The sequence below is a fragment of the Ruegeria sp. CL3 genome (assembly GCF_056536505.1).
This window is the reverse complement of record NZ_JBQFPT010000002.1, coordinates 246702-270465: the sequence shown is the minus strand read 5'-3', so window position 1 is coordinate 270465 and position 23764 is coordinate 246702. Positions and strand designations below refer to the sequence as shown.

General features: G+C 56.5%; 18 protein-coding genes and 1 pseudogene. 13 read left to right on the top strand and 6 right to left on the bottom strand.

What is annotated here, in order from left to right:
• Together ACR0NO_RS03640 and ACR0NO_RS03635 are read left to right on the top strand one after the other, a co-directional pair.
• Positions 1 to 588 (top strand): uracil-DNA glycosylase family protein, encoded by a 588-nt coding sequence (locus ACR0NO_RS03640; RefSeq protein ID WP_480723011.1) that lies wholly within the window; start codon positions 1 to 3, stop codon positions 586 to 588.
• Positions 581 to 1369, top strand: a complete 789-nt coding sequence (locus ACR0NO_RS03635) for an SseB family protein (protein WP_480723010.1) — start codon at positions 581 to 583, stop codon at positions 1367 to 1369. Before ACR0NO_RS03640 ends, ACR0NO_RS03635 begins: the two co-directional genes overlap by 8 nt.
• Before the next feature lie 69 nt (positions 1370 to 1438).
• On the opposite strand, the gene yghU is transcribed toward ACR0NO_RS03635, so the two are convergent.
• Positions 1439 to 2317 (bottom strand): glutathione-dependent disulfide-bond oxidoreductase, encoded by an 879-nt coding sequence (yghU, locus tag ACR0NO_RS03630; protein WP_480723009.1) that lies wholly within the window; start codon positions 2315 to 2317, stop codon positions 1439 to 1441.
• A 229-nt stretch (positions 2318 to 2546) separates the two neighbouring features.
• On the opposite strand from yghU, the gene ACR0NO_RS03625 reads away from it, so the two are divergent.
• Entirely contained in the window at positions 2547 to 3065 is a 519-nt protein-coding gene (locus tag ACR0NO_RS03625; RefSeq protein WP_170643114.1) for a YHS domain-containing (seleno)protein, read from the top strand.
• Between the two features lie 69 nt (positions 3066 to 3134).
• Here the strand turns inward: ACR0NO_RS03625 and ACR0NO_RS03620 are convergent, their stop codons facing one another.
• On the bottom strand, positions 3135 to 3797 hold the full coding sequence (locus tag ACR0NO_RS03620; protein WP_480723008.1) for a J domain-containing protein: 663 nt from the start codon (positions 3795 to 3797) through the stop codon (positions 3135 to 3137).
• A 184-nt stretch (positions 3798 to 3981) separates the two neighbouring features.
• Positions 3982 to 4848 carry a methylenetetrahydrofolate reductase [NAD(P)H] gene (gene metF / locus ACR0NO_RS03615; protein WP_480723007.1) on the bottom strand — a complete coding sequence of 289 codons (867 nt, stop codon included), beginning with the start codon at positions 4846 to 4848 and terminating at the stop codon, positions 3982 to 3984.
• Positions 4849 to 4942: 94 nt separating this feature from the next.
• Between metF and ACR0NO_RS03610 the strand changes: the two genes are divergently transcribed.
• Positions 4943 to 5848 (top strand): LysR family transcriptional regulator, encoded by a 906-nt coding sequence (locus ACR0NO_RS03610; protein WP_480723006.1) that lies wholly within the window; start codon positions 4943 to 4945, stop codon positions 5846 to 5848.
• Between the two features lie 98 nt (positions 5849 to 5946).
• Positions 5947 to 6732 carry an inositol monophosphatase family protein gene (locus ACR0NO_RS03605; protein WP_480723005.1) on the top strand — a complete coding sequence of 262 codons (786 nt, stop codon included), beginning with the start codon at positions 5947 to 5949 and terminating at the stop codon, positions 6730 to 6732.
• A gap of 106 nt (positions 6733 to 6838) precedes the next feature.
• Here the strand turns inward: ACR0NO_RS03605 and ACR0NO_RS03600 are convergent, their stop codons facing one another.
• Both ACR0NO_RS03600 and putA read right to left on the bottom strand, forming a co-directional pair.
• Positions 6839 to 7582, bottom strand: coding sequence for a rhomboid family intramembrane serine protease (locus tag ACR0NO_RS03600; RefSeq protein ID WP_480723004.1), 744 nt, complete (start codon positions 7580 to 7582; stop codon positions 6839 to 6841).
• Positions 7583 to 7624: 42 nt separating this feature from the next.
• Positions 7625 to 11023 (bottom strand): bifunctional proline dehydrogenase/L-glutamate gamma-semialdehyde dehydrogenase PutA, encoded by a 3399-nt coding sequence (putA, locus tag ACR0NO_RS03595; protein ID WP_480723003.1) that lies wholly within the window; start codon positions 11021 to 11023, stop codon positions 7625 to 7627.
• A gap of 103 nt (positions 11024 to 11126) precedes the next feature.
• On the opposite strand from putA, the gene ACR0NO_RS03590 reads away from it, so the two are divergent.
• From ACR0NO_RS03590 to ACR0NO_RS03575, 4 genes and pseudogenes are all read left to right on the top strand, one after another.
• Positions 11127 to 11615, top strand: a complete 489-nt coding sequence (locus ACR0NO_RS03590) for an Lrp/AsnC family transcriptional regulator (RefSeq protein ID WP_480723002.1) — start codon at positions 11127 to 11129, stop codon at positions 11613 to 11615.
• A 30-nt stretch (positions 11616 to 11645) separates the two neighbouring features.
• A complete protein-coding gene (locus tag ACR0NO_RS03585; protein WP_480723001.1) occupies positions 11646 to 12212 on the top strand; it encodes a tetratricopeptide repeat protein in 567 nt (188 codons plus the stop codon).
• A gap of 254 nt (positions 12213 to 12466) precedes the next feature.
• A pseudogene (locus ACR0NO_RS03580) lies at positions 12467 to 13559 on the top strand (integrase arm-type DNA-binding domain-containing protein).
• A gap of 883 nt (positions 13560 to 14442) precedes the next feature.
• Positions 14443 to 15171, top strand: coding sequence for an SDR family NAD(P)-dependent oxidoreductase (locus tag ACR0NO_RS03575; RefSeq protein ID WP_480723000.1), 729 nt, complete (start codon positions 14443 to 14445; stop codon positions 15169 to 15171).
• Between the two features lie 48 nt (positions 15172 to 15219).
• Here the strand turns inward: ACR0NO_RS03575 and ACR0NO_RS03570 are convergent, their stop codons facing one another.
• A complete protein-coding gene (locus ACR0NO_RS03570; RefSeq protein WP_480722999.1) occupies positions 15220 to 15975 on the bottom strand; it encodes an N-acyl homoserine lactonase family protein in 756 nt (251 codons plus the stop codon).
• A 41-nt stretch (positions 15976 to 16016) separates the two neighbouring features.
• Between ACR0NO_RS03570 and ACR0NO_RS03565 the strand changes: the two genes are divergently transcribed.
• From ACR0NO_RS03565 to ACR0NO_RS03550, 4 genes are all read left to right on the top strand, one after another.
• On the top strand, positions 16017 to 17135 hold the full coding sequence (locus ACR0NO_RS03565) for a pyridoxal phosphate-dependent aminotransferase (RefSeq protein WP_480722998.1): 1119 nt from the start codon (positions 16017 to 16019) through the stop codon (positions 17133 to 17135).
• 568 nt (positions 17136 to 17703) lie between these two features.
• Positions 17704 to 18270, top strand: coding sequence for a hemerythrin domain-containing protein (locus ACR0NO_RS03560; RefSeq protein WP_480722997.1), 567 nt, complete (start codon positions 17704 to 17706; stop codon positions 18268 to 18270).
• Between the two features lie 10 nt (positions 18271 to 18280).
• Positions 18281 to 19300 carry a glutathione S-transferase C-terminal domain-containing protein gene (locus tag ACR0NO_RS03555; protein ID WP_480722996.1) on the top strand — a complete coding sequence of 340 codons (1020 nt, stop codon included), beginning with the start codon at positions 18281 to 18283 and terminating at the stop codon, positions 19298 to 19300.
• Between the two features lie 598 nt (positions 19301 to 19898).
• A complete protein-coding gene (locus tag ACR0NO_RS03550) occupies positions 19899 to 23537 on the top strand; it encodes an autotransporter domain-containing protein (protein ID WP_480722995.1) in 3639 nt (1212 codons plus the stop codon).
• The last annotated feature ends 227 nt before the right edge of the window (positions 23538 to 23764 follow it).

Sequence of the window (23764 nt, the reverse complement as noted above, 5' to 3'; positions counted from 1 at the left end):
ATGAGTGATCTGCAAAAGGAAATCTCGGCCTGTCGGCTGTGTGCGGATGCCTTCGCGCAAACCGCGACGCAGCACGCGCCGCGTCCTGTCGTCTGGTTCCGCGCTGGCACTCCGATCCTGGTTGCAGGGCAGGCTCCGGGCGCACGGGTACATGAGTCGGGGCGGCCTTTTACAGACCCGTCAGGGGATCGCTTGCGGGATTGGTTGGGGATCGACGAGGGGGTGTTTTACAATCGGGATCGTCTTTCCATTGTGCCCATGGCCTTTTGCTTTCCTGGATATGACGACCGCAAAGCGGATCTTCCGCCGCCCACTTTGTGCCGCAAAACCTGGCATGATCGAGTCGTTAAGGCGCTTGGTTCGGTACCTCTGACAGTGTTGGTCGGGGGGCACGCACATAAGTACCATCTTGGAGTGCGCAGTTCAGTCACCGAGACCGTCCGCAATTGGCGGGACCACGCGCCGCACATCTTTGCCTTGCCTCATCCGTCCTGGCGCAATACGGCATGGATCAAGAAAAACCCGTGGTTCGAGACCGACCTGCTGCCGGCCTTGCGGGCACGGGTGCAAGAGGTTCTGAATGACTGAAGCAACGGCGCTGGACACAGCGCATACCGCGATGGAAACTGCTCCGCAGGACGATGCCGCCCGGCTGCGCTTTTTTGAGCGGCTGGCCGATAGTGAGCTGTTCCTGATGCTGACCAAAGAGGCGCAGGGCGAGAATATCTCACCCGAGCTGTTCGACGTGGCCGATGGCCGCTTTGTACTGGCCTTTGATCGCGAGGATCGGTTGGCGCAGTTCGCCGGACGTCCCGTTCCTTATGCGGCGCTTTCGGGGCGTATCCTGTCTTCAATGTTGGCAGGGCAGGGGATCGGTCTGGGCCTGAACCTCGAGGTCGCGCCATCCTCGATGCTGATCCCGTCCGAGGCGCTGGGCTGGCTGGCGACAACGCTGGAACATGCGCCGGATGAGGTCGAACAGAAACTGGCCGAGTTTTTGCCTCCGACCGGCCTACCGGAGACCCTGTTGCGCGCGTTGGATACGAAGCTCTCGACTGCGGTTGGTCTGGCGCAGGCGGCCTATCTGGTCGGCACCAAATCCGAAACCGGGGCTTCGGGCCACTTGCTAGGCTTTGTCGGGGCCGTGGACGGGGCGCAATCGGCGCTGGCCAAGGCTGCGTCCGAGGCGCTGACCTTTTCCGGGATCGAAGCCGGAGCGATGGATGTCGGTTTTTTTGCACCCGAAGCCCCCGCTGCCGCGTCTCTGGCGAAGGTTGGATTGCGGTTCGACCTGCCGCAACCCGAAGCCCGTGACCTTGCGCGGCCTGTGCCCGGTAGCGATCCCGAGAACCCTCCGATCCTGAAATAAAAAAGCGCGGTGCACTCTTTTGCACCGCGACAAAAGTCTTTGAGAGCTACTAAGGAAACTCGAAGAGAATTAATCCGCCGCCGCTTCCAGCTTGTCCTGCGTGCGGGTATCAAAATCGCTGGCCTCGTGACGTTCATGCAGCTGCGTGTGCAGCTCGCCAAACGGGCGGTTTACCATGCGGCCTCGCTTTACGGCCGGGCGCGCGTCAATCGCCTTGGCCCAACGCATGACGTTTTCATAGGATTCCACATCGAGGAACTCGGCAGCATCATAGAGACGCCCAAGAACCAGCTGCCCATACCAGGGCCAAATCGCCATATCCGCGATCGAGTAATCCTCGCCTGCGATATAGTTGTTTTCGGCCAGTTGACGGTCCAGCACGTCCAACTGGCGTTTCGCCTCCATTGCAAAGCGGTTGATCGGGTATTCCCATTTCTCAGGCGCGTAAGCGTAGAAATGGCCGAATCCGCCGCCCAGATAAGGCGCGCTGCCCATCTGCCAGAACACCCAGTTCATCACTTCGGTCCGTTCCGGGCCTGACTCGGGCAAGAACGCTCCGAATTTTTCGGCCAGATGGAACAGGATCGAAGCGCTTTCGAAGACGCGCACTGGTTCCTCGCCCGACCGATCCCAGAGCGCTGGGATTTTCGAGTTCGGGTTCGCCTCGACAAAGCCCGAGCTGAACTGGTCCCCTTCGCCGATATTGATCAGCCACGCGTTGTATTCGGCTTCTTCGTGACCCAGCGCCAAAAGCTCCTCGAGCATGACGGTCACTTTGACGCCATTCGGTGTGGCCAGCGAATAAAGCTGCATGGGGTGGCGACCGATGGGCAGGTCCTTGTCATGGGTTGCTCCGGCGATGGGGCGGTTGATATTGGCGAAGCGCCCGCCGCTTTCGCTGTCCCAGGTCCAGACTTTTGGGGGGGTGTAGGTGGATTGATCGCTCATCTGATGCCTTTCTTGCCAATCGCAGGGCTGCAAAGCCGATGCGCTAACAGCTAATGTTGCAAATCCCCGAGTCCAACCCCGCTTGACGCAGGAAACTGTAATAATTCTCTCACGAAATCTCGTTGATGGTCACACCGGCGCGAGCGGCACTACGAAGCGCCTCAGAATCGCTTATTGTTTGTCGTGTCAGCCAAACGGCACCCCCGATACACGAAAAAGGAATGACCACATGAAACGTTTTGCCCTGTCTTTTGCTGCGGCCATGGCTCTGGCAATTCCGGCTTTTGCAGGCCCCCAATATGTCGACGGAACTGGATTCGCGGTCTCTGGCTACGATGTAGTCGCCTATCGCGGCCTTGATCAGGCACCGGTGGGGACGTCGCAGCCAGAAGGTGTACGCGGCAATGCCGACATCACGGCGGAATACAACGGCGCAACTTGGGCTTTTGCATCGGAAGAGAACCGCGACAAGTTTCTTGAGAACCCGGCCTATTACGCACCTCAATATGACGGGCACTGCGCCTATGGCGTCTCAAAAGGCGGCAAGGTGCCGGCAAACCCGAACCTATGGCGCATCGTTGATGACAAACTGTACCTGAACATCACCGACGTTGTTGTGGGCTTCTTCGAAGAGGACATCCCCGGCAACATCAACCTGGCCGAAGGTAACTGGCCCGGTATCGAAAGCGCGGACGCATCGACCAGCGTAATCCCGAAATTCACCTCGGAAGGTCCGGTCAGCAACTAATCGCGCAGACAATGTCGTAAAAAAAACAGCCCGGCTCCCCTCCACTGAGCCGGGCTTCTTTCTGGCTGACTATCCAGCCAGCCAGAATTCGTCGATCATGTCCTGATTGGCTTCGAACCGGATACGGACACTCTTTGCCCCCGGAAATTTGCGTTCGCAAATGGTGTCAGGAATCACCACCTCGCCCGGGCCGGCATTGTTGGACTTGAAGCTCAGAATCTCGGTCTCGACATGCCGTCTGTTGCTTAGCAACGAGGTCGGAAGTGCGATGCGGTTCGCCCCTTCGGTAACCGGCGTTGCCACGAAAAAGGTCAGGTGACGACCGTAGCATCCGACGGCATCGGGCACATGGTCTGACGCGGCCGGTTCGACATCTGTGTCCCGAGGCGATGGCGAACCCGCCATATGCGGCAGTGCTTGCGTCGGGTTCAGCATGGATTTGCAGGCGGCAATATCTTCGGACGGCAACTCGATCACACGTTTTTTGAGGCGTGGCCGCTTAGGCATTTGCAGTCCTGATGCGCCTTTTGCGCCCAACCCTTGTTTGCGCAGAAAGTCATAGGCTGTCTTGGCGCGCGAGAAGTCTTCGCAATCCCCCGGCATGTGGTCCGGATGCGCCCGGAAGGCAATATTGCGCCAAGCTTCGCGGATTTCGTCGGAACTGGCAGAGGGGGACAACCCTAGGTCCGCCAGCGCGCTGTTTCGCGCTGCGATCTTATCGACAGGTTTCATACTCAAAAACACTCATTAACGTACACGAGACCAGTTTGAGTACGGTCACGATTTTGTCAAATTCTTCTCAAGATTGAACCAGTTGCGGGGAACAATGATCTGGCCGTGCAGACATTGTTCCAGCGGCAAAGCAAAATGCCCGCGCTTTCGGATGCCGCGGGCATTTCGTCTTTGTCGACAGGGATCAGGCGACGTTCTGCAGTTCGGCTTTCGGGGTGATCCCAAGGGCGAAGCACACGTCGCGGGTCAGCTCGGGCCGGTTCAGGGTGTAGAAGTGTAGCTTGTCGACGCCGCCCTCCAGCAGGTCCGAACACAGCTCGGTGCAAAGGGCCGTAGCCAGCAGATCCTCGCGATCATCACGCAGGGCTTTTTCAAAGGCATGATCGACCCAATCGGGTATCCGTGTGCCGCAGCGCTGGGCAAATGCGCGCGCGCCTTTCCAGTTTTCGATCGGCAGGATGCCCGGTACGATCGGCTTATCGATCCCGGCTTTGACACAGGCATCACGGAACCGGAAGAAGGTCTCGGCCTCGAAGAAGAATTGCGTCAATGCCTCATCGGCGCCCGCGTCCAGCTTGGCCTTGAGCCAGTCGATATCGGCCCGCGTATCCCGTGCTTCGGGGTGAATGTCGGGATAGGCGCCAACGCGAATGCTGAACATCTCTGTTTCTGCGAGGGCCTCAATCAATTCAACAGAGTTGGCAAAACCTTCGGGGTGAGGGACAAACCTGTCCTGACCCTTCGGCGGATCGCCCCGCAATGCGACGATGTTTTCGACACCGGCACGGGCGAAGGTGTCTGCAATATCCAGCGTTTCCTGACGCGAGGCATCGACGCAGGTCAAATGCGCCGCAACTGGCAGTCCCGATGACTTGTGCAAAGTCGCGACGGCATCGCGCGTCAACTCGCGCGTCGTACCTCCCGCGCCATAGGTGACAGAAACGAACCGAGGCTCCAAAGGGGCCAGCGTCTGCACCGTATCCCACAGCCGGAATGAGGCCTCCAGCGTTTTGGGTGGAAAAAACTCGAATGAGATTTCAGGTTTGGTCATCGCAGCCTCTCTGGATCAATTGAGGGTCTTGTCGCATGACACGCATTGTGAGACAAACTCATATTCCTCAAGAACAACATGAGCCCCACTTCACATGCACATCGAATTCCGGCACCTGCGCACCATCAAGGCGATCCATGACTGTGGCGGTCTGGCGCGTGCGGCTGATCAGCTGAACATCACCCAATCGGCGCTGAGCCACCAGATCAAAGGGCTGGAGGATCAAGCCGGGGTCGAATTGTTCCTGCGTCGGTCCAAGCCGATGAAGCTGTCGGCGGCGGGTCTGCGTCTGTTGCGGCTGGCCGAGCAGATTCTGCCTCAGGTCGAGGCCGCGCAGCATGAGTTCTCATCCCTGCGCGATGGCCGCACGGGTCGGATGCATATTGCGATTGAATGCCACGCCTGTTTCGAATGGCTATTTCCAGTGTTGGAGTCCTTCCGCAAATCCTGGGGCGATGTCGACGTAGATATCCGCCCTGGCCTCGCGTTCGACGCGCTGCCTGCCTTGCAGAAGGAGGAGGTCGACCTGGTTGTATCCTCTGACCCTGAAGACCTGCCGGGTGTCGAGTTCGTGGAGTTGTTCGACTATAACCCGGTATTCGTAGCGGCATCTTCGCATCCGCTGGCCGAGAAAGACTTCATCAAGGCCGAGGATTTTCGCGGTCAGACCCTGATCACCTATCCGGTCGAGCGCACGCGATTGGACGTGTTCAGCCAGTTGCTGATCCCGGCTCGGGTTGAACCGGCTAGCATCCGTCAGGTCGAACTAACCGCCGTGATCCTGCTGCTTGTCGCCTCAAATCGAGGGATTTCTGTCTTGCCGGATTGGGTCGTGCGTGAGGTCAAGTATAATTCGGACTACGTCACCCGCCCGCTGACAAAAGAAGGGATCACCCGTCGTCTCTATGCCGCTGTCCGCACTGAGGATCTGGAAAAACCCTTTGTCCAAGAGCTGGTCAAACTGGCGCGGGACGAGGCGCGGAAGTTGCAGGCGCAGTAACGGCGTTTCGCTTGGGTCTGCTATGCGCATCATTCCTCTTGGCAAGGGCGCATTGCATCAGTATACGCGCGGTTTGACCGGACAGGAGCCTTTTCACAATGGTTGGCAGTGCAAATCTCAACATCATGATCAAAGCCGCGCGCAAGGCGGGGCGGTCTCTGGTCAAGGATTTCCGTGAAGTCGAGAACCTGCAGGTGTCGATGAAAGGCGCCGGGGATTTTGTGTCCAAGGCCGACATCGCTGCCGAAGACATTTTGAAAGAAGAACTGCTGGGCGCACGCCCCACCTATGGCTGGCTGGCCGAAGAGGGCGGCGCGATTGACGGCGAGGATCCGACCCGCCGTTGGATCGTCGATCCGCTGGATGGCACAACCAACTTCTTGCACGGGTTGCCGCACTGGGCGATCTCGATCGCGCTGGAACACAAAGGCAAGATCGTCGCCGGTGTGATCTACGACGCCGCCAAGGACGAGATGTTCTTTGCCGAAAAAGGCGAAGGTGCCTGGATGAACGATATGCGCATCCGCGTCTCGGGCCGTCACCGCATGATCGAGTCTGTTTTCTCGACCGGTTTGCCTTTCGGTGGTCGATCGGATCTGCCTGCCACGCTGCAGGATCTGGCGCGTTTGATGCCCACATGTGCCGGCGTGCGCCGCTGGGGCGCAGCCGCGCTCGACATGGCTTATGTGGCGGCTGGTCGCTACGAGGGCTTTTGGGAGCGCCGCTTGAACGCATGGGACTTGGCCGCCGGGATCATCATCGTGAAAGAGGCCGGTGGTCTGGTTCAGCCCTTGAACCCCGAAGGCAGCATTCTGGAAGATGGCGAGGTCATCTGCGCCAACGAGCCGATCTTTGACAGCTTTGCCAAGGTCATCCGGGGCTAGATCGCTTTGCGTTTGATTTGAATCGAAAAACGCTGCCTCTCCCTTCGATCGAACGCGCATTTCGACCACTTTGCCTCAGATAAAACGCAAAACGCTTTAAACGCCTTTACCTACGCGGCACGCGCGGGATCCGCGATTGCGAAAGCTTGTATTTCGTCTCGGGGTGAGGCGGGTGACCGTGCGTGCGGTCCCAGTACGCTGGCCCTCCGCGTTTCAGCCAGAGCGGGATACACAGGATCAGCCCCACGATGAACCCTCCGGTATGGGCCCAATAAGCAACGCCGCCTTCGTTGGGGTTGCTGGAAAGACTGCCGAAAAACTGCAGGGCCAGCCAAACCCCGAGCATCACGAAGGCCGGGATGGTAAAGACCCTGAAATAGACGATCAGGATCAGCAGAATATCCACGCGGGCTTTGGGAAAAAGCAGTAGATACCCGCCCATCACGCCAGCAATCGCTCCGGATGCGCCTATTGTGGGTACTATCGAGTCGGGTGCGGTGATCACATGGATCAGTCCGGCTCCGATCCCGGCGACAAGGTAGAACAGCAGAAAGGGCAGGTGGCCCATTTCGTCTTCCAGATTGTCCCCGAAAATCCACAGAAACAGCATGTTGCCCGCCAGATGCATCCAGCCGCCATGCAGGAACATCGAGGTCACGAAGGTCTCGAGTGCGACCCCTTCGGCGCTACGGGCGGGAATGATCGCGTAGTCGAAATAGAACTGCTGAAGCACCCGTGCGTTGTCCATGATCCCGACATAGCTGACGAAGATCAGGATATTCGCCGCCATCAGGGCGTAGACAACATAGGGCGTGCGCCCCGAGGGGTTGTGATCTCGGATCGGAAACATGGCGCGACGCTGGGCTTTTCCGCGCCCAGCGTCAAGGTCAGGTTATGCCGCACCACCCAACAGCGCCGCATTGCCGCCCGCCGCCGTTGTATCGACGCAGACATGGCGTTCCGCCAAGACCCGCGTGCGATCCGGCAGGCCGGGGATCATGGGCAGGATCGGTCCGTCGCGCCGCGCCAGATGCTGTTCGATCTGACGGGCGGTTTCCTCGTCGCCCCACCAGACAACGCCCGCGAAGCCCGTCAGGTTTTTCAGACGATGCAGGTCGAGCATGCCCGTTGCCTCAATCGCCGTCCCACCCAAGGCCAGAACCGCATCTGCCTGAGCGCGCGCGGCGGTCTCGCCGGGGCCGAGGCACAACAGCGGAGGCCGCGCAAATTCAGATAACCGGTTTGATTCCCCCGTAGGTCCGGGCAGGGTTTGGGTGCGAACCGGGGCCGGTTGCCCTTTCGGCGCAGGCAAATCCGCAGTCGTCTGCCATGTCTCTGAGGTGCTCTGACGATCCGGAGCGCAGAAGCGGGCCATGTAGTTCGGCCCGCCCGCCTTGGGGCCTGTTCCCGAAAGCCCCTCGCCTCCGAAAGGTTGAGATCCCACGATGGCGCCGATCTGGTTGCGGTTCACATAGACATTGCCTGCATGGATCGCCTCGGTCACATGCTGGACACGGTCGTCGATGCGGGTGTGCAGGCCGAAGGTCAGCCCGTAGCCAGTGGCGTTGATGTCGGCGATCACCGCGTCGATCTCTTGCGCTTTGAAGCGGGCGACATGCAGAACCGGGCCGAAAATTTCACGTTCCAAATCGGCGATGCTGCCAATTTCGATCAGGGTGGGGGCAATGAATGTCCCCTCGGGCGGCGTGTTGAGTTCTTTCAGAACGCGACCTTCTGAACGGGCTTTCGCGACGTGATCTGCGATCCCCTGACGCGCAGCCTCATCAATGACCGGCCCGCAATCGGTTGAGATCAGCCATGGATCACCGACCCGCAGCGCGTCCATCGCGCCTTTGAGCATGGTCAGCACATCCTCGGCGATATCCTCTTGCAGATAGAGGCAGCGCAGGGCCGAGCAACGCTGACCAGCTGATTGAAACGCGCTTTCGATGATGGACTGCACCGCCTGTTCCGGCAGCGCCGTACTGTCCACGATCATCGCGTTCAAACCGCCCGTCTCGGCGATGAGAGGTGTGCCGGGCCGCATGTTCTGCGCCATGGCCGAGCGGATTTTCAACGCCGTCGCCGTCGATCCGGTGAACGCCACGCCCGAGACGCGCGCGTCCGAGGTGAGCGCGGCCCCGACCTCCGGTCCGCCGGGTAGCAATTGTAGTACATCGCGAGGAACTCCGGCCTCGTGCAACAGCTGCACCGCGCGATGCGCGATCAGAGGCGTTTGCGGTGCGGGTTTGGCGAGGACGGCGTTGCCGGTTGCCAAAGCCGCCGAAATCTGTCCGGTGAAAATCGCCAGGGGGAAGTTCCACGGGCTGATACAGGTGAAGACCCCAGCCGGTTTGGCATCGGGGATGTTCGCCGCGTAGTAGCGCAGGAAATCTACCGCTTCGCGCAACTCGGCAACCGCATCGGGCAGGGATTTCCCGGCCTCGCGCGCCAGAAGGGCAAAAAGCTCTCCGAAATTGGCCTCATAGAGATCCGCGGCTGCGTTCAGATTTTTGGCACGTTGCTCTGCTGGGGCTTGCCAGGGGCTGGCCGAGGCCAGGGCAAGCTCCACATCCGCAGTGCTGGTCGGCGCAACTGTGCCGGGCTTGTCCTGTGGTTTAGCCGGGTTAACCACCGGCTCTTCAGCCATGGGTTTCGCGTCCTCGGACAAGAGCGGCCCGGCACGCCACTCGGTTTCTCGAAACCGATCCCGTGCTGCGTCGATCTGGTCCAGCGTTGGTGTGTGGTGCAGATCAAAGCCATTGGAGTTTGGACGCTCAGGCAAAAACAGCTCTGGCCCGGTGGACAGAGGCGAGGGCGGTGTCCCAACTGCGGTGAAGGGATCAGTGGCGACCTCTTCGGGTGGCACGGCCTCATCCACAATCTGGTTTACGAAGGATGAGTTCGCACCGTTCTCCAACAGACGCCGGACCAGATAGGCCAGCAAATCGCGATGCGCCCCGACCGGCGCGTAGATACGGCAGCGGGTTTTGTGTTTGTCCAATACCAGCCCGTGCAGCGTTTCGCCCATCCCATGCAGGCGCTGGAACTCGAACGGCTGCCCCTCGGCCATATGCAGGATCGCGCTGACAGTATGAGCGTTATGCGTGGCAAATTGCGGATAGATCCGGTCAGTCATGCCCAGCAGCTTGCGGGCATTGGCGATATACGAGACATCGGTCGCGGCCTTTTGAGTAAAGACCGGAAAGCCATCGACCCCTTCGACCTGCGCGCGCTTGATCTCTGTATCCCAATAGGCGCCTTTGACCAGCCGCACCATCAGCTTGCGATCATGACGCTGGGCCATGTCGTAAAGCGTATCCAGAACCAAACCGGCACGCGGGCCGTAAGCCTGAACCACGATGCCGAACCCATCCCAACCGGCCAAGGCAGGCTCGGCCATGACCTCCTCGATCACTTGCAGGGACAGGGACAGCCGGTCGGCCTCCTCGGCGTCCACATTCAGGCCCATGCCGGCAGCCTTGGCCAGCAGGGCCAGCGCGCGCAAGCGGGGGACAAGTTCGTCCATGACACGCGCCTCCTGCGCCAGTTCATAACGCGGATGCAGGGCGGACAGCTTGACCGAGATGCCGGGATTGGCGCGGATGTCGTCATGGGTACACGCCTCGGCAATGGCGGCGATGGCGCGCGAATAGGACAGGTGATAGCGGGCGGCGTCAGCCTCGGTCCGGGCCGCTTCGCCCAGCATGTCGTAGGAGTAGGTGTAGCCCTTGGCCTCCATCCCGCTGGCGCGATCCATGGCCGATTGAATGGTCTCACCCAGAACGAACTGACGCCCCATCTCTTTCATCGCGCGTCCCACGGCGGTGCGAATGACCGGCTCACCTAGCCGCTTGATCGCCCCCCGCAGGGCACCGACGGGCGAGGCCTTACCCTCATCAAGCACCTTGCCGGTCAGCATCAAGGCCCAGGTCGAGGCATTGACCAGCGAGGATGAGGACTGCCCCAAGTGTTTGCCCCAGTCCGAGGGCGCGATCTTGTCTTCGATCAGCGCATCAATCGTATCCGCATCGGGTACTCGCAGCAGCGCCTCGGCCAGGCACATCAGCGCCACGCCTTCGTCGGTGGACAGGCCGTATTCGGCCAGAAACACTTCCATCATGCCGGGCGACGTGCTGGACCGGATATCGCGGACCAACTGGGCCGCCGCGTCGCAGATGGCGCGACGGTCCGCCTCGGACAGGGCTGCCTGATCGGTCAATGCCTGCAGAACGGTCGATTGATCGGCGTAGGTCTGTGTGTCGATGGATGTGCGCAGGCTGTGAGACATGGTTCCTCCGGGCGTTTTTATCAGTATACGCGCATTTTCTCGGGACAACGGACCAAGTTTTGTCATACACCGGTCAAATGAACTGATTTATGACGGTATATCGATGCAAAAGGACTTTCCGAACCTCGACCGCTTTGATCGCGCGATTCTACAGGCTCTGGCCGAAGATGGGCGCATCTCGGTCGCGGATCTGGCGCGGCGGATCGGGTTGTCGAAATCTCCGACTCAGGCGCGGTTGAAGCGGCTTGAGGCCGACGGGGTGATTACGGGATACAGGGCAATGTTGGATCCGATCCGGTTGGGTCTGGATCACGTGGCCTTTGTCGAGGTGCGCATGACCGACACACGCGAAAAAGCGCTCGCCGAATTCAACGCCGCCGTCCGCAAGATCGCCGAGATCGAGCAAGCCCATATGATCGCGTCGAATTTCGACTATCTGCTGAAGGTGCGCACCGGGTCGATGTCGGAATACCGCGCGGTGCTGGCCGAGAAGATCTCATCCCTGCCGCATGTCGCCAATACCTCAACCTTTGTTGCTATGGAGGCGGTTAAAGAAACCGGTTTGCTGGGCGGCATTGACCGCGAAACTTGACCAAAGCGGATTGTGCGTCACACTTGGTCTATGACCCGCACGTTCATAGCATCTGTCTTTGCCCTTTGGCTTACGACGCCCGCTTTGGCGCAGTCCTGCCCGTCTGCACCGGATCATTCGGAAGGAATGGGCGCGCTGATTGCGAAAATTCAGCAGGCCGAGTCGCAGTCCGAGGCGCGCGGGATTTCCAACCGGATGTGGGAGCTGTGGACCGATGCGCCCGACCTACGCGCTCAGACGCTATTGGATCGTGGCATGGCGCGGCGCGAGGCATCGGATTTTCTGGGCGCTTTGCAGGAGCTTGATGAACTGGTGCTCTACTGCCCGGACTACGCCGAAGGGTATAACCAACGTGCTTTCGTCAATTTCCTGCGGCAAGACTTTCCTTCGGCCTTGGTCGATCTGGATCGGGCGCTGGAGCTATCCCCAAATCACATCGCGGCCATGAGCGGCCGTGCTCTGACGTTGCTGGGCCTGCGACGGTTGGATGAGGCCCGTTCTGCCCTGACTGCGGCCCTTGAGCTGAACCCATGGCTGTCCGAGCGGGCCTTGCTGGAACCGGGCGGCGCGCTGGAGCCGCCGGGCGAGGATATCTGATAGCCCCGCCGCCCCAAAGAAATGCACGCCCGGCGTGACTTCGGTTCTTGACACGCCCAGATGCTTGGATTGCTCAACCCAAACATTGAGCAGGTAAAGATTAATGGTAAGGCCCCTGTCTTCCAAGCAATGATGATCAGTTTCACTGAGTATCGTGTAGTTTCTATATCTTTCATTTAGTTCAATAATATGTTGCAGCTCGTACCATTTGGTAGCAGCTACTATCATACTGTTTCCGACAAAAAGCCGATAAGATGCCAAAGCTCACAGAGACATTCGCACGCAAGGTTCCGCAGACAAAACAAGGCACCGCCAAGCACTGGGACAGCGAGATCAAGGGGCTTGTTCTCTTCGTGGGGAAGCAGTCGAAAACCTGGTACTTCCAGAAAGACGTTGGAGGCCAAACGCGGCGTGTTTTGATCGGGCGCTACCCGATGATTTCCGCAGATACTGCTCGACAAACTGCACTGGGATATGCGCTTGACTGGGGCAGGGGAGCGGGCAAGCGTTTACAGATCGGAGCGCCTACGCTTGAGACAGCCATGGAAACCTATTTGGCACGTCCCAAGCTTCGGTCTGAGGCTCAACGATCCGGGGTGCGTCAGCAGTTCGAGCTACATTTGAAAGATTGGCTGCGCCTGCCGCTGGATGAGATAACCAAGTCGATGGCGGTTGAGCGTCACAGATCCATGGCGGCAATACCATCCTCCGCAAATCACACACTGAAGTACTTTCGGACGGTCTGGAACCATGCGCGGCGCGTACATGATCTGCAGGAAGGCCCGACGATGGCTATCGATTGGAATGAGGAACAACCGAACGGTTCGATCATTGAGGCCTCGAGCGCATGGCGCCTTGCCGTGGATGAGCTGTACAACCCCATCCATAAGGTTTTCTACGAACTGCTCTTGTTCACAGGCTTCCGCAAAAACCGAGGCACTGACGCTTGTATGGAGGAATATGCACGAAGATCACATCCATCTGCCGATGACCAAGAACGGACGCAGCTTTGATCTTCCCATCTTACAGTTTCATCACGAGATGTTGGCACCTCTGCGAGGTCTGCATCGTCAATGGGTGTTTCCGACGCCCAAATCGCCCAGCGGGCATTTGAAGGGACCTGAACGTCTGCAATGGTCCATTCATTCCCATCGCCGAACACTTCCGACGGTCGCCATGGAGGCGGGGATATTGGAAGAGATTGTGGGGCGCCTGCTCAATCACACGCCGCTGTCAATCACCGGTCAGCGCTAAGTGAAGCCGTCGCTCGACGCGCTAAGACCAGCAATGGATACAGTGTGCAATGAACTGAGCGCTCGCCTTGAGCGAGGTCGGAAAGACACTTAGCTGGCAGAATCGAGGGGAAGTCATTTCCGTGTCACAAGGCAAAAAGATAGACCCGTTCAAACCTCTGAGAAAGAAGCTATTGGGAAAGGAACATCGTGCCCAGGTGCCTTACGAGGAGATTGTACAAGACTATGCCCAAAAATACTTAGAAAGCCCGAAGTTTGATCTGAACGCTGTTCCGGATTTCGTAAGTATGATTTGCTCAGATGGACGCCTAGCGACGGTTCTGGATGGGCACAAATTGCAATGGCATCGTGGACTGGTCTCTTTGTGCAGCCCGGAGGTTGATGGGCAAGTTGGGGCAGCGGCGGACCTGCACTTTGAAGCCAACAATAACTTGTATCGGAGGTGGCGCGCGGTCGATGATAATTATGGCCCGCGGTGCGCGTCATCAACCAGCACCAAAACGCAAAACTCTGAATCTTAGGGCGAAAGTCCATGCCCGGGCTTGTACATTCCCGACCGCAAGGCCTTGAGTGATAGCTACGTATCTGATGTGCTTAAGCCATATGCCTTATCAAAAGTTGCAGGTGTTAAGCCAAGGGACCGGCGGGGGAAGTCAAATTTTTCCGCGTGAAACTTTAAAAGGGGGGCAAACCGAATTGGAGCGGAAACCGGTCGTTTTATTCACCCGCAACGGTTCCACAATGGAATGTCAAAAGCAGACGTTCAAAAAAGTATGATCGCCTTTCGCGAGGCTGATTTGTCAACAAATGTGCAGCGATGCGCAGAAAGCGGACTTTGCAAAGTCTAGCTTGAGCCCAAAACGAACGCGCGCTGAATTCAAACGGAATTGACTTTCCCGGTTTTCAGAAAAAAGGGTTGTGAGTTTTCTGCTTTAACTCGGAGTATCCCAAAACATACCAAGGTGGGAGGATTTGTTATGAAAACAGCGGTTGTGACTGGCGCAGCGGGAGGGATGGGGCAAGCCATTTGTCGCCAACTACGGGCAGATGGGTTCCACGTGTTTGGACTGGACCTCAACGAGGAGGGTCTAGGTGAAATGGCAACTGAGTTCGGTTCGGATTTCACACCAATCCGCGTTGATCTAAAGGATCCTGTTGCTATCGCTGAGACGTTTGATGGAATTAGGTCAGAGTATGGCGGTCTGGATGCTTTGGTAAACAACGCGGGCACCTGCTTCATGTCTGACTTCCCGCACATTCCGCCCGAAGAACTGGAAAAGCAGATGGCGATAAACTTTAACTCTGCATTCCACTGTTGCCAGCAGGCGGTTCAGTTGATGTTGGAACGCGAAGGCATCAAAAAGATTGTAAATATCTCATCGAATGGAGCTTACAATTTCGATGTGTTCGACCCTCCCCATTACCGGGCGTCAAAAGCGGCGATGGATACACTTACGAAAGACCTTGCCCGTCGATACGCGCAGGAAAAAATCTGTGTAAATTCTCTGGCACCTGCCATGACTGAGACACCGTTGTTCAATGTCTTAACCAAGGACGTCTTGGAGAAAGCCATTAATGCTATGCCGCATGGCCGCGCGATGCTGCCCGAGCAAATCGCCGCTTGGGTCGGTTTTCTAATTTCGCCGGCTGGTGATGTCTCCAGTGGGAATGTGATTGTCCTGAATCAAGGGCGCGACGTCAGATAACTCCTAGGCGCACCGTTGCCTTTATGGAAAATGGTCCATTGGGTGGGATCAGCTGTAGACTTCTGGTGCTTTTTTCAGAACAGGCCATTGCTTTGGACAATGCCCATAGATTACGAACGCATCTCGCTCGGATGCCAGACGCATCAACCTGTCTGCGCTGGCAATCGCTGCATCCTCGTCCCAAGACCCGGCAAACTTCTCGTCGATTTCTGCTGGTCGGGAAATCGCATCACTGGTTAGTAAAACCGTCCCCGACGGAAGATCGACCATTACCGCGATCTGGCCAGGCGCATGACCGGGTGCCATCAAAACGAAGATACCTGGCCCAATCTCTACGTCGTCATCAACAACCAGGTAATCCTGATCGGGCCATTGCAAAGGCCGCATATCGCCCCAGTACAACGGTCGGGGTAAGGCTCGCTCCGCGGAAGAGATAAGAATTGGGCTGCTTGGTAAGTCGCCCAATGCACCGATATGGTCGATATGGGTGTGCGTACAAATCTGTAGTGTAATGTCTGACGGAAGAAGCCCGAGTTTTGCCAGCTGTGCGCGTGGCAGATTATCTGGTTCGCACTTCAGAACCTCGCCAAACTCGAACAATCGATCTTCTTTGACCGCGGCGTCGGTATCAATGGCGTATTTTTCAGGAAATCCAGTGTCGATGAGTATTGCTTCTCCCAAATCTGTTCGGATCAGAAACCCGCAGATACCAATTATGCGGCCAGTGGAATGGACCTTGAACAGCCCGTAGTCCAAAACCGCAAGGTCAATCGGTCGCCCTTTGACAAATCCCTCTGCTTGCACAGAATCTCTCCCGGATTGACTACAAGGATTTTGAGTAGAGCATGAAAGTCAAGATACACACACTTTTTCAATACCTATTGGATACTACGGAAGCGGATCCAGATGCGTTCGTCGGGTTTTCCTTGTCAGAGTCGCCGCGTTTGGGTGAGTTCATGGATGCACTGGATCCAGCGCTGCCGTTGGATTGGAACCAAAAGAGTTTTCGCGGTCTGCCTGCTTTACGACGACATGTCTTGGACCGCGCCGGCTTGTCTGATGTTTGCAAGCCAGACGACGTTCTGATCACCGCCGGCGCAGCAGAAGCCAATTATCTTGCATTCATGCAATTGGTCCAACCGGACGACGAAGTCGTAACGGAACGCCCGGGTTGGCCACAAGCGGGCGTATTGGCAGAGGCAGTTGGCGCGACGCTAAAAGTTGTCGACCGCGAAGAGAGTGCTGGTTGGGTATTGCCGCTCGACAACGTTGAGGCCGCAGTAACAGAACGCACTCGACTAATCTTTATAACCAACCCCAATAATCCCACCGGGCAGTTGATGACGCAAGCAGAGCTTGAAAGGCTTATTCAAATTGCAGATCGCGTCGGCGCATGGCTGGTTGTTGATGAGGTTTATGCAGGATTGGAGTGGGTCGGATCCCGTGCCCCTTCGATTGCTGGTTTGTATCCTAGGGGTATCACGACAGGCAGCGTTTCCAAGGCATTGGGGCTCCAAGGGCTGCGAACCGGCTGGATGGTTTGCCGTGATCCTGATTTGATTTGGGACGCTATTATTCTGCGGGAAAACTCGAGCGAAATTATGAATATTCTCGGCGAAGTCATTGCCGAAATCGCCTTGAGGCCTGACCGATACAATCAGGCTATAAAAGCTGCACGCGCAGCTGGGATGAAAACACTGGAACGCCTGGATAGGTTTGTTGCCGATCAACGCGGCCTCGATTGGGTCAAACCTCAGGCTGGATTGATTGGTTTGGCACGGCTCGATGGGATTGACGGCGACGTGTTCGCCAAACGTTTGCTCGCTGATCCCTATCGGACGTTTCTCTTACCGGGCTCGTCATACGGGATGCGGAACCACATCCGACTGGGTGTGGGGGGAGGTGCTGCTGCCAACCTCGACCTTGGCCTAGAGCGCATGGGCGAACTGTTGGCGAACTGGTAGAGTTAGGACACTCATTTCGGCTTCTCGGCCTGCAACGCCGGTCAAAAAGTGCTGCCCGATCAAAGCTGACATTGAGCGTCTTGATGGTGCAAGTTCACCCGCCATGTGCTGACAGCTTTTCCGCTAGAATAGCGCCGGTTACACGCTAGTTCGAAGATGGAACAAACGATTCATAGCCAAGGTTCGAAATGACAAGTTGGACAACTGAAAACGTCCAAGACTATCCGCGACCACCTGCGATGCGGGCAGTGCCCCATAGGGTGCGGATCGAGCTCGGCGGTCAAACAATCGTGGAGACCGATCAGGCGTTTCAGGTTTTCGATATCCATCACGCACCCACGTAATATATTCCGCCGCAAAACATTGATGCCGTTCTGACAAAGGCCTCGGGTAGCCGCAAAGACCTACAAGATTTCATCCAGCTCGGCATCGAAGCCTAGAAGCGCAAGATCGCTGGTTTGTGTTGAACCGACTTCGCAGGGGTTCGCTGACGCATAGTGACTGTGCGTTCTCGCTAGTGGCGAGCGGTTGCCTGACCTCCCATCTTTGGCCTGAAAGGAGACAACCGATGCTCGATACATATACCATTCGCCAAGACGACATGCCTCAAGAAATGCGGTTTCTCTTGGACCAATACCCCCGCGACAGTTGGGAAGCCCATCCAGGTTTCAAAGAGAAAACCAAGCATTGGCTCGGCGCGCATGAGATGTTCCGCCGAGTGGCGGAACGTATTCGCCTGGATACAGAAGGGGTTTTGAGCAACGAGATGGGGTTGGACGACTACGTGGGGCGGCTGTCCTACTATGGCGGCAACCTTGTTGGGAACCTGCATGGCCATCACGGCTGGGAAGATCGCAGCTATTTCCCTGAACTATCTGCTGCGGACCCTCGTTTTGATGCGGGGCTTGAGTTGCTGGAACAGGATCACTTCGATCTGGATACGGTGCTGAGTGACTTCACCCGCACGGCGAACCGTGTGATCAAGCTATCCGCACTTGATGAGGAGCAAGCCTATGACGAAGCCGGACAGCTCCATGCGACGTGCAACACGATTGAAGCGTTCCTGAAACGGCATCTAAGCGATGAGGAAGAATTGGCCGTGCCAATCATCTTGCATCACCGCCTCAGAGGATGATGCTGAAGTCATGACCGACACGTCTACAGAAGAAGACCAAACTGATATCAACAAGCGCCGCGCACGGGGTGAATTCGTGCGCGGTGTAAGCGGCTTTCGCCACGCTATTGGCGATCCAGTGTTTCCGGCAGAACCTGATCGCTATCACCTTTTCGTCGCACTGAATTGTCCGTGGTGTCACAGAGTGACGCTGGCGCGAAATGTGCTGGGCCTTCGAAACAGCATCACGATGGACGTTGCATTTCCAAACCGCACCGGCGACGACGATCCAGAGGCGCCAAACCTGTGGGAGTTTGCACCTGATCGGATTGCATCGCTCACAGGTGAGACTTTGCCAGAATGCACGAGTGAAACCGGCACCGGCAAAGGACTGCGACTTGCCAAAGAGATCTATCGTGCCGAAGGCTCTGAAGAGCAATCCCTTCCAATCCTGTATGACAAGATTGCAGGGCGCATAGTTAACAACGAAAGCGCTGAAATTGTCCGAATGCTGGACGCCTCAGCGGATTCTCTTGGCAGCACAATCCCGGCAGCTGAACGCGTTAAGCTTTACCCAGACGAAGTGCCGCGTCACCAAATTCACGACCTGAACGAACGGATTTATACAGCGATTAACAATGGTGCCTACAAGGCCGGGTTTTCGTCTGATCAAAGGATCTATGAAACAGCCTTTGACGCCTATTTTGAGACACTCGAATATTTGGAGGAGCATCTCTCAGATGGCAGGCCCTATTTGACAGGCAACCACTTTTCAGAAGTAGATCTTCGCCTATTCCCAACTCTCTATCGTCACGATCCCGTCTACTATGTGCGAATGAAGCTTAATGGAGCGAGAATCCTAGATTACCCATACTTGTGGCGGTGGCTGTGCCGAGTATACGAGTTGCCCGGAATTGCCGAGGCAGGGTCTCTTGTACACTGCCGCCAGGGTTATTTCGGACGCAGTTGGAATAGCGTTGTGCCCAATGGGCCTTTCAAGCCAATGTCGTACCCAGAGGCCTATCGCCACCCTGACCTCGCAACACTGTAGGGCTCGTCAAATTGTATTTGGGAGGCCTAACTTCGAAAACAAACGTTTCTGTTTTGGACTACGGGAGCATTTTTCCTCCGTATTTCTTAACCTGCAAAGTTAAGTTGCAAATGTCCGGTTTGGTCTGCCGCCCGGTCATTAATGTGAAAAGTAGCGAAAGGCGGCAACGAGCCCAAAATGGCAAACGCCGCGCAATGTGTTTACTGGTGTGCACCAGGCAATGCAGTCCTTGACGTGACAAAGGACGGTCCAATGCTGCCGCTCATCGTTTTTCCAGATCGTACATGTGATCAAATTGCATCATACAAAAGGCCATTCAGAAGTTTGTTAATACATCGTTAATTGGAACATCAAAAAGCCATCATTTTTTTGCCTCTGACATATGCGCGGAGAGTTCCGCGCAAAAAAGTGGTAGTGGTTTCCAAACCACCCTTAAGTGGTGAACAAGATGTTTCGAGTATGCGGTTTGAACCGTAGAGCGCGCCGTCATGCGGCGCCGCTTTCCAAAGCACAGCCCAATAACAACCATCGGGTTAGACCTGCCTTATTTTGCGTCTTCGCGGTTCCGGTTGCGGCCGGTTCAATAGGTTTGGGGGCAATGATCGGAGTGGCAACTCCTTTAAGTGCGCAAACGGTTGTTCCTCCGTCAAACGGTCCGTGCACTGTTGCGGGTGACGTCGCCACCTGCACGGGAGATGTTTCGTCGGGTGTCCAGGCAAGCGGACCCACAATCGAAACGCTCAATATCAATAGTGTTACTGCACCTGGAATTGCACCTGGCGGTGGAACCGACGGCGTTGCCTTTGCCACACCATCAGGGAACGCAACCCTTAGTATCCAGACGAATGGAACCGGCGGCATTGTTACCACGAGCAATGGCGCGGATGGGATTGTTGTAGATGCAAACGGCGCCGGGGAAGTTTCGATCACTTCGACCGGCGACATTGCCACAAACGGACGGCGCTCCTTTGGTATTCGATCCGAACTTGAGGGTGACGGCACCGTTTCGGTGAACTCGACTGGCAACGTTACAACATCCGGACGCAGCCGAAGCGTCGGAATCGGCGTCACTCAACAAGGTGGTGATGGCAACGTGTCAGTAGTATCAGATGGTCGGATCAACACATCGGGCAGCCGTTCAGACGGAATTAACGCCAATCAAGACGGTGGAGACGGCGCGGTATCGGTCAACTCAGTGGGCGACATCAGCACAGCTGGAAGTCGGTCTACAGGCATCACCGCTCTTCAGAGTGGTGGCAAAGGGGATGTCTCTGTGGTGTCGGATGGCAATATCTCGACGGAAGCTAACAACTCTGGCGGGATAGTTGGACAGCAAAGCGATGACGATGGCGATATCGCGATCCAATCGACGGGAAATATCACAACAGAAGGCAACAACTCGAATGCCATCTTGGCGCGCCAAAATGGCGGCGAGGGGAATATTACCGTTGAATCCGAGGGCGACCTCTCGACTACCCGTAGAAACGCCCGCGGGATATTTGCCCGGCAAGACAACGACGATGGATTTATAACAATCCGTTCGACCGGTAACATCACGACGGCCGGGAATAACGCTGATGGTATCTTGGCGCGTCAAAATGGCGGCGACGGGGATATCACCGTAGAATCCGATGGCGACCTCTCGACTACCGGAAACAACGCCCGAGGGATCTTTGCCCGGCAAGACGACGGCGACGGCTCTATCACAATCCGTTCGTCCGGAGACATCACGACGGCCGGGAACAATGCGGATGGCATATTTGCCCGCCAAAGGGGCGGAGAGGGAGATATCAATGTCACCTCGTCGGGCAACATTTCGTCCGCACGGGACGGCATCCGTGCGCTTGTGACCAATGACGGCGACATTTCCATTACGAACCGGGGCAACGTCAGCGGTGAAGCAGCGGGCGACGGCATCAACGCAACTGTGAATGGCGTGGGTGACGTCGTCATCGACAGCTCCGGGGATGTTACCGGCAGGGAATATGGGATTTACGGTGCAGCCAATGGAACGGGCAACGTAACGATCACCTCCAACGGCAACATTTCGGCTGATGAAGAACATGCGATCTTCGCAAACGCAGAGGACGGGAATGTAACCGTCGATGCGACGGGCGATATTGAATCCCGCGACAGTGATGCGATTGATGTGGAAACCGGCAGCCCCGGAAGCGTGATCGACGTGATAGTGGCGGGCAATATCTCTGGCAGCGCTATTGGCATTGACGCAGACGCCGAGGATTCCGGCGATATCAGTATTCAGGTCACGGGCAATATTCGCGCTGGTTCGGATGACGGTATCGAGGCTGAAGTTGATGGAGACGGCAACATCTCGATCACGATGAATGGCGATATCGATGCAAACGAAAACGGGATCCGCAGCTTTGTGGCCGGTGACGGAAACATCTCGGTTGAAACGTCTGGTGATATAGCGGCTGATAGCATTGACGGTATCAATGCGGAAATTGACGGAAGCGGTGATATTGCCATTTCGGCAACCGGCACCATCGATGCCGAAGTTGACGGAATCTTTGCCCACGTGACCGACAACGGAAACATACGCATTACAAATTCCGCATCCATAACCGCCAGAAACGACGAGGGAATTGACGCCGAAATCTTCGGAGACGGCGATGTCTTCATAATAAACTCGGGTCGGATAACCTCTCGCGAAGACGATGCGATTGAAGTGGATGTTGAAGGAAGTGGCGACGTCAGCATCGAAAACTCTGCCCAGCTTACCGCCGATTCCGACGCGATCGACATTGAGCTAAACGGCGACGGCAACGCGAGGGTCACCAACAGCGGGGCGTTGCGTTCGCTGGACAATAACGGGATCGAAGTGGACGTAGATGGAACGGGTTCGATCACCATTGTGAACACCGGAAATATTGATGCGTTCGAATACGGTATCGAGATCGAGGATCGTGATAACACTGCCGCCGCAACCATCACAAACTCGGCTCGTATCACCGGTCGCGAAGGCTTTTCCATCGTATACGGCGGCGACGGGAACGACACGTTGACGCTCGAACCCGGCTCAGCCCTTACCGGTTCGGTCGATTTCGGTAATGGCAATGATGGCATGGGGGGCACGAACCCGAATGACATTGACACGCTGAACTTTGCGCCCGGGGTGAATGCGGTTGTTAGCTTTGCCGATGCATCGGGTAGCGATAGTGATCTTGCGTCCGCCCCCGAAGTCGTCAATTTCGATGGTACAGGCGTTTTGATCAACAATGGCCTCACGGCGGTTTCGGTGGATACGACAGGATTTGTGGCCCAAGGCACCTTTATCAGCGATCTGACCGACGCAGTGTTCAACACGATTGAAACCGCCAGCCCCTATGACTTTGGCTCATCCGATGGTCAGGTCAGCAGGAACCGGAGTGCTTTCGGGTATGCCGAACAGGATGGTGGTCCCTATGTTTGGGGTTCAGCCTTCGGCGGAGATCGCGATGTTGAAGAAGAAGGCTCAAGCCTTGGTTTCAGCCATAGAATGTACGGTTTTGTGGTTGGTGCTGAAACGAATGAGTTCATCGGAAACAGCGATTTTGGTGTTCTTGTTGGCTACGACGATAGCCGCATCTCGCTGGATCAGGATGCAGGTGATACTGATATCAAGTCATATTTTGGCGGCGTTTACCTCGAAAGGGACTACGGACAATTTCGCATCAACGGAGCTCTCCTTGCTGGCATAACCGACAATGAAGTGACCCGAAACGTTGATGGCGGCGAAGCGCAAGGCGATTTTGATGGGACGTTCGTTGCTCCATCGCTTTCGATCTCGGCCCCCGTCAACGCTTTGCCAATACCTGCCTTCTTCAGTGCTCGCGCAAGCTATGTATTTCTGAAGCTTGACGAGTATACCGAAACAGGAACCGCGTTTCCTCTAACGGTCGAAGATCGGAACGTTTCAGTCTTCAACACGCGGGCGCAATTGAACTTGCCCCGCCTCTACCAGGGTACAAATGGATCGAGCACCTACCTAAACTGGGCAGTTGGAGTTGACGCAACTTTCGATGCGGGTTCCGACGATGTAGACGCGATCGTAGCGGCGACGCCGTTTTCTTTCGTAGCGTCCACAGAAGATGCAGCTGCTGGGTTTCTTGGCTTTACGCTTGAACATATTTCTGCAGATGGAAATAGGTCGGTAGGCTTCAGCGGTGAATTTCAATCAACCTTTGGTGGTGGATCCAGTATTGTTGGAGAACTCACAGCTTCCATAAGGTTTTGAACCTATGGAGGGCTTCTCACTTGGTCGATTGTTGTTGCCGAAAAGCCTTTTCAATCGGGCTGGCTTCCCAACCATGGGAGCGCCCGTTTCGTTTCGTCAGGCGTGATCAAGAGATCTCCATTCACGATATCAGAGGGATTTTTTGTGTATAGGTAACTAGCCGAAAACTTCGTCGCAAAGGTCGATTTGCGCCTGCTGCCAAATGGACTGGCATCTTCAGCGAATGT

Coding starts and splice junctions, on each gene's coding strand:
- ACR0NO_RS03640 (WP_480723011.1), top strand. CDS start 1: ATGAGTGATCTGCAAAAGGAAATCTCGGCCTGTCGGCTGTGTGCGGAT.
- ACR0NO_RS03635 (WP_480723010.1), top strand. CDS start 581: ATGACTGAAGCAACGGCGCTGGACACAGCGCATACCGCGATGGAAACT.
- yghU (WP_480723009.1), bottom strand. CDS start 2,317: ATGAGCGATCAATCCACCTACACCCCCCCAAAAGTCTGGACCTGGGAC.
- ACR0NO_RS03625 (WP_170643114.1), top strand. CDS start 2,547: ATGAAACGTTTTGCCCTGTCTTTTGCTGCGGCCATGGCTCTGGCAATT.
- ACR0NO_RS03620 (WP_480723008.1), bottom strand. CDS start 3,797: ATGAAACCTGTCGATAAGATCGCAGCGCGAAACAGCGCGCTGGCGGAC.
- metF (WP_480723007.1), bottom strand. CDS start 4,848: ATGACCAAACCTGAAATCTCATTCGAGTTTTTTCCACCCAAAACGCTG.
- ACR0NO_RS03610 (WP_480723006.1), top strand. CDS start 4,943: ATGCACATCGAATTCCGGCACCTGCGCACCATCAAGGCGATCCATGAC.
- ACR0NO_RS03605 (WP_480723005.1), top strand. CDS start 5,947: ATGGTTGGCAGTGCAAATCTCAACATCATGATCAAAGCCGCGCGCAAG.
- ACR0NO_RS03600 (WP_480723004.1), bottom strand. CDS start 7,582: ATGTTTCCGATCCGAGATCACAACCCCTCGGGGCGCACGCCCTATGTT.
- putA (WP_480723003.1), bottom strand. CDS start 11,023: ATGTCTCACAGCCTGCGCACATCCATCGACACACAGACCTACGCCGAT.
- ACR0NO_RS03590 (WP_480723002.1), top strand. CDS start 11,127: ATGCAAAAGGACTTTCCGAACCTCGACCGCTTTGATCGCGCGATTCTA.
- ACR0NO_RS03585 (WP_480723001.1), top strand. CDS start 11,646: ATGACCCGCACGTTCATAGCATCTGTCTTTGCCCTTTGGCTTACGACG.
- ACR0NO_RS03575 (WP_480723000.1), top strand. CDS start 14,443: ATGAAAACAGCGGTTGTGACTGGCGCAGCGGGAGGGATGGGGCAAGCC.
- ACR0NO_RS03565 (WP_480722998.1), top strand. CDS start 16,017: ATGAAAGTCAAGATACACACACTTTTTCAATACCTATTGGATACTACG.
- ACR0NO_RS03560 (WP_480722997.1), top strand. CDS start 17,704: ATGCTCGATACATATACCATTCGCCAAGACGACATGCCTCAAGAAATG.
- ACR0NO_RS03555 (WP_480722996.1), top strand. CDS start 18,281: ATGACCGACACGTCTACAGAAGAAGACCAAACTGATATCAACAAGCGC.
- ACR0NO_RS03550 (WP_480722995.1), top strand. CDS start 19,899: ATGATCGGAGTGGCAACTCCTTTAAGTGCGCAAACGGTTGTTCCTCCG.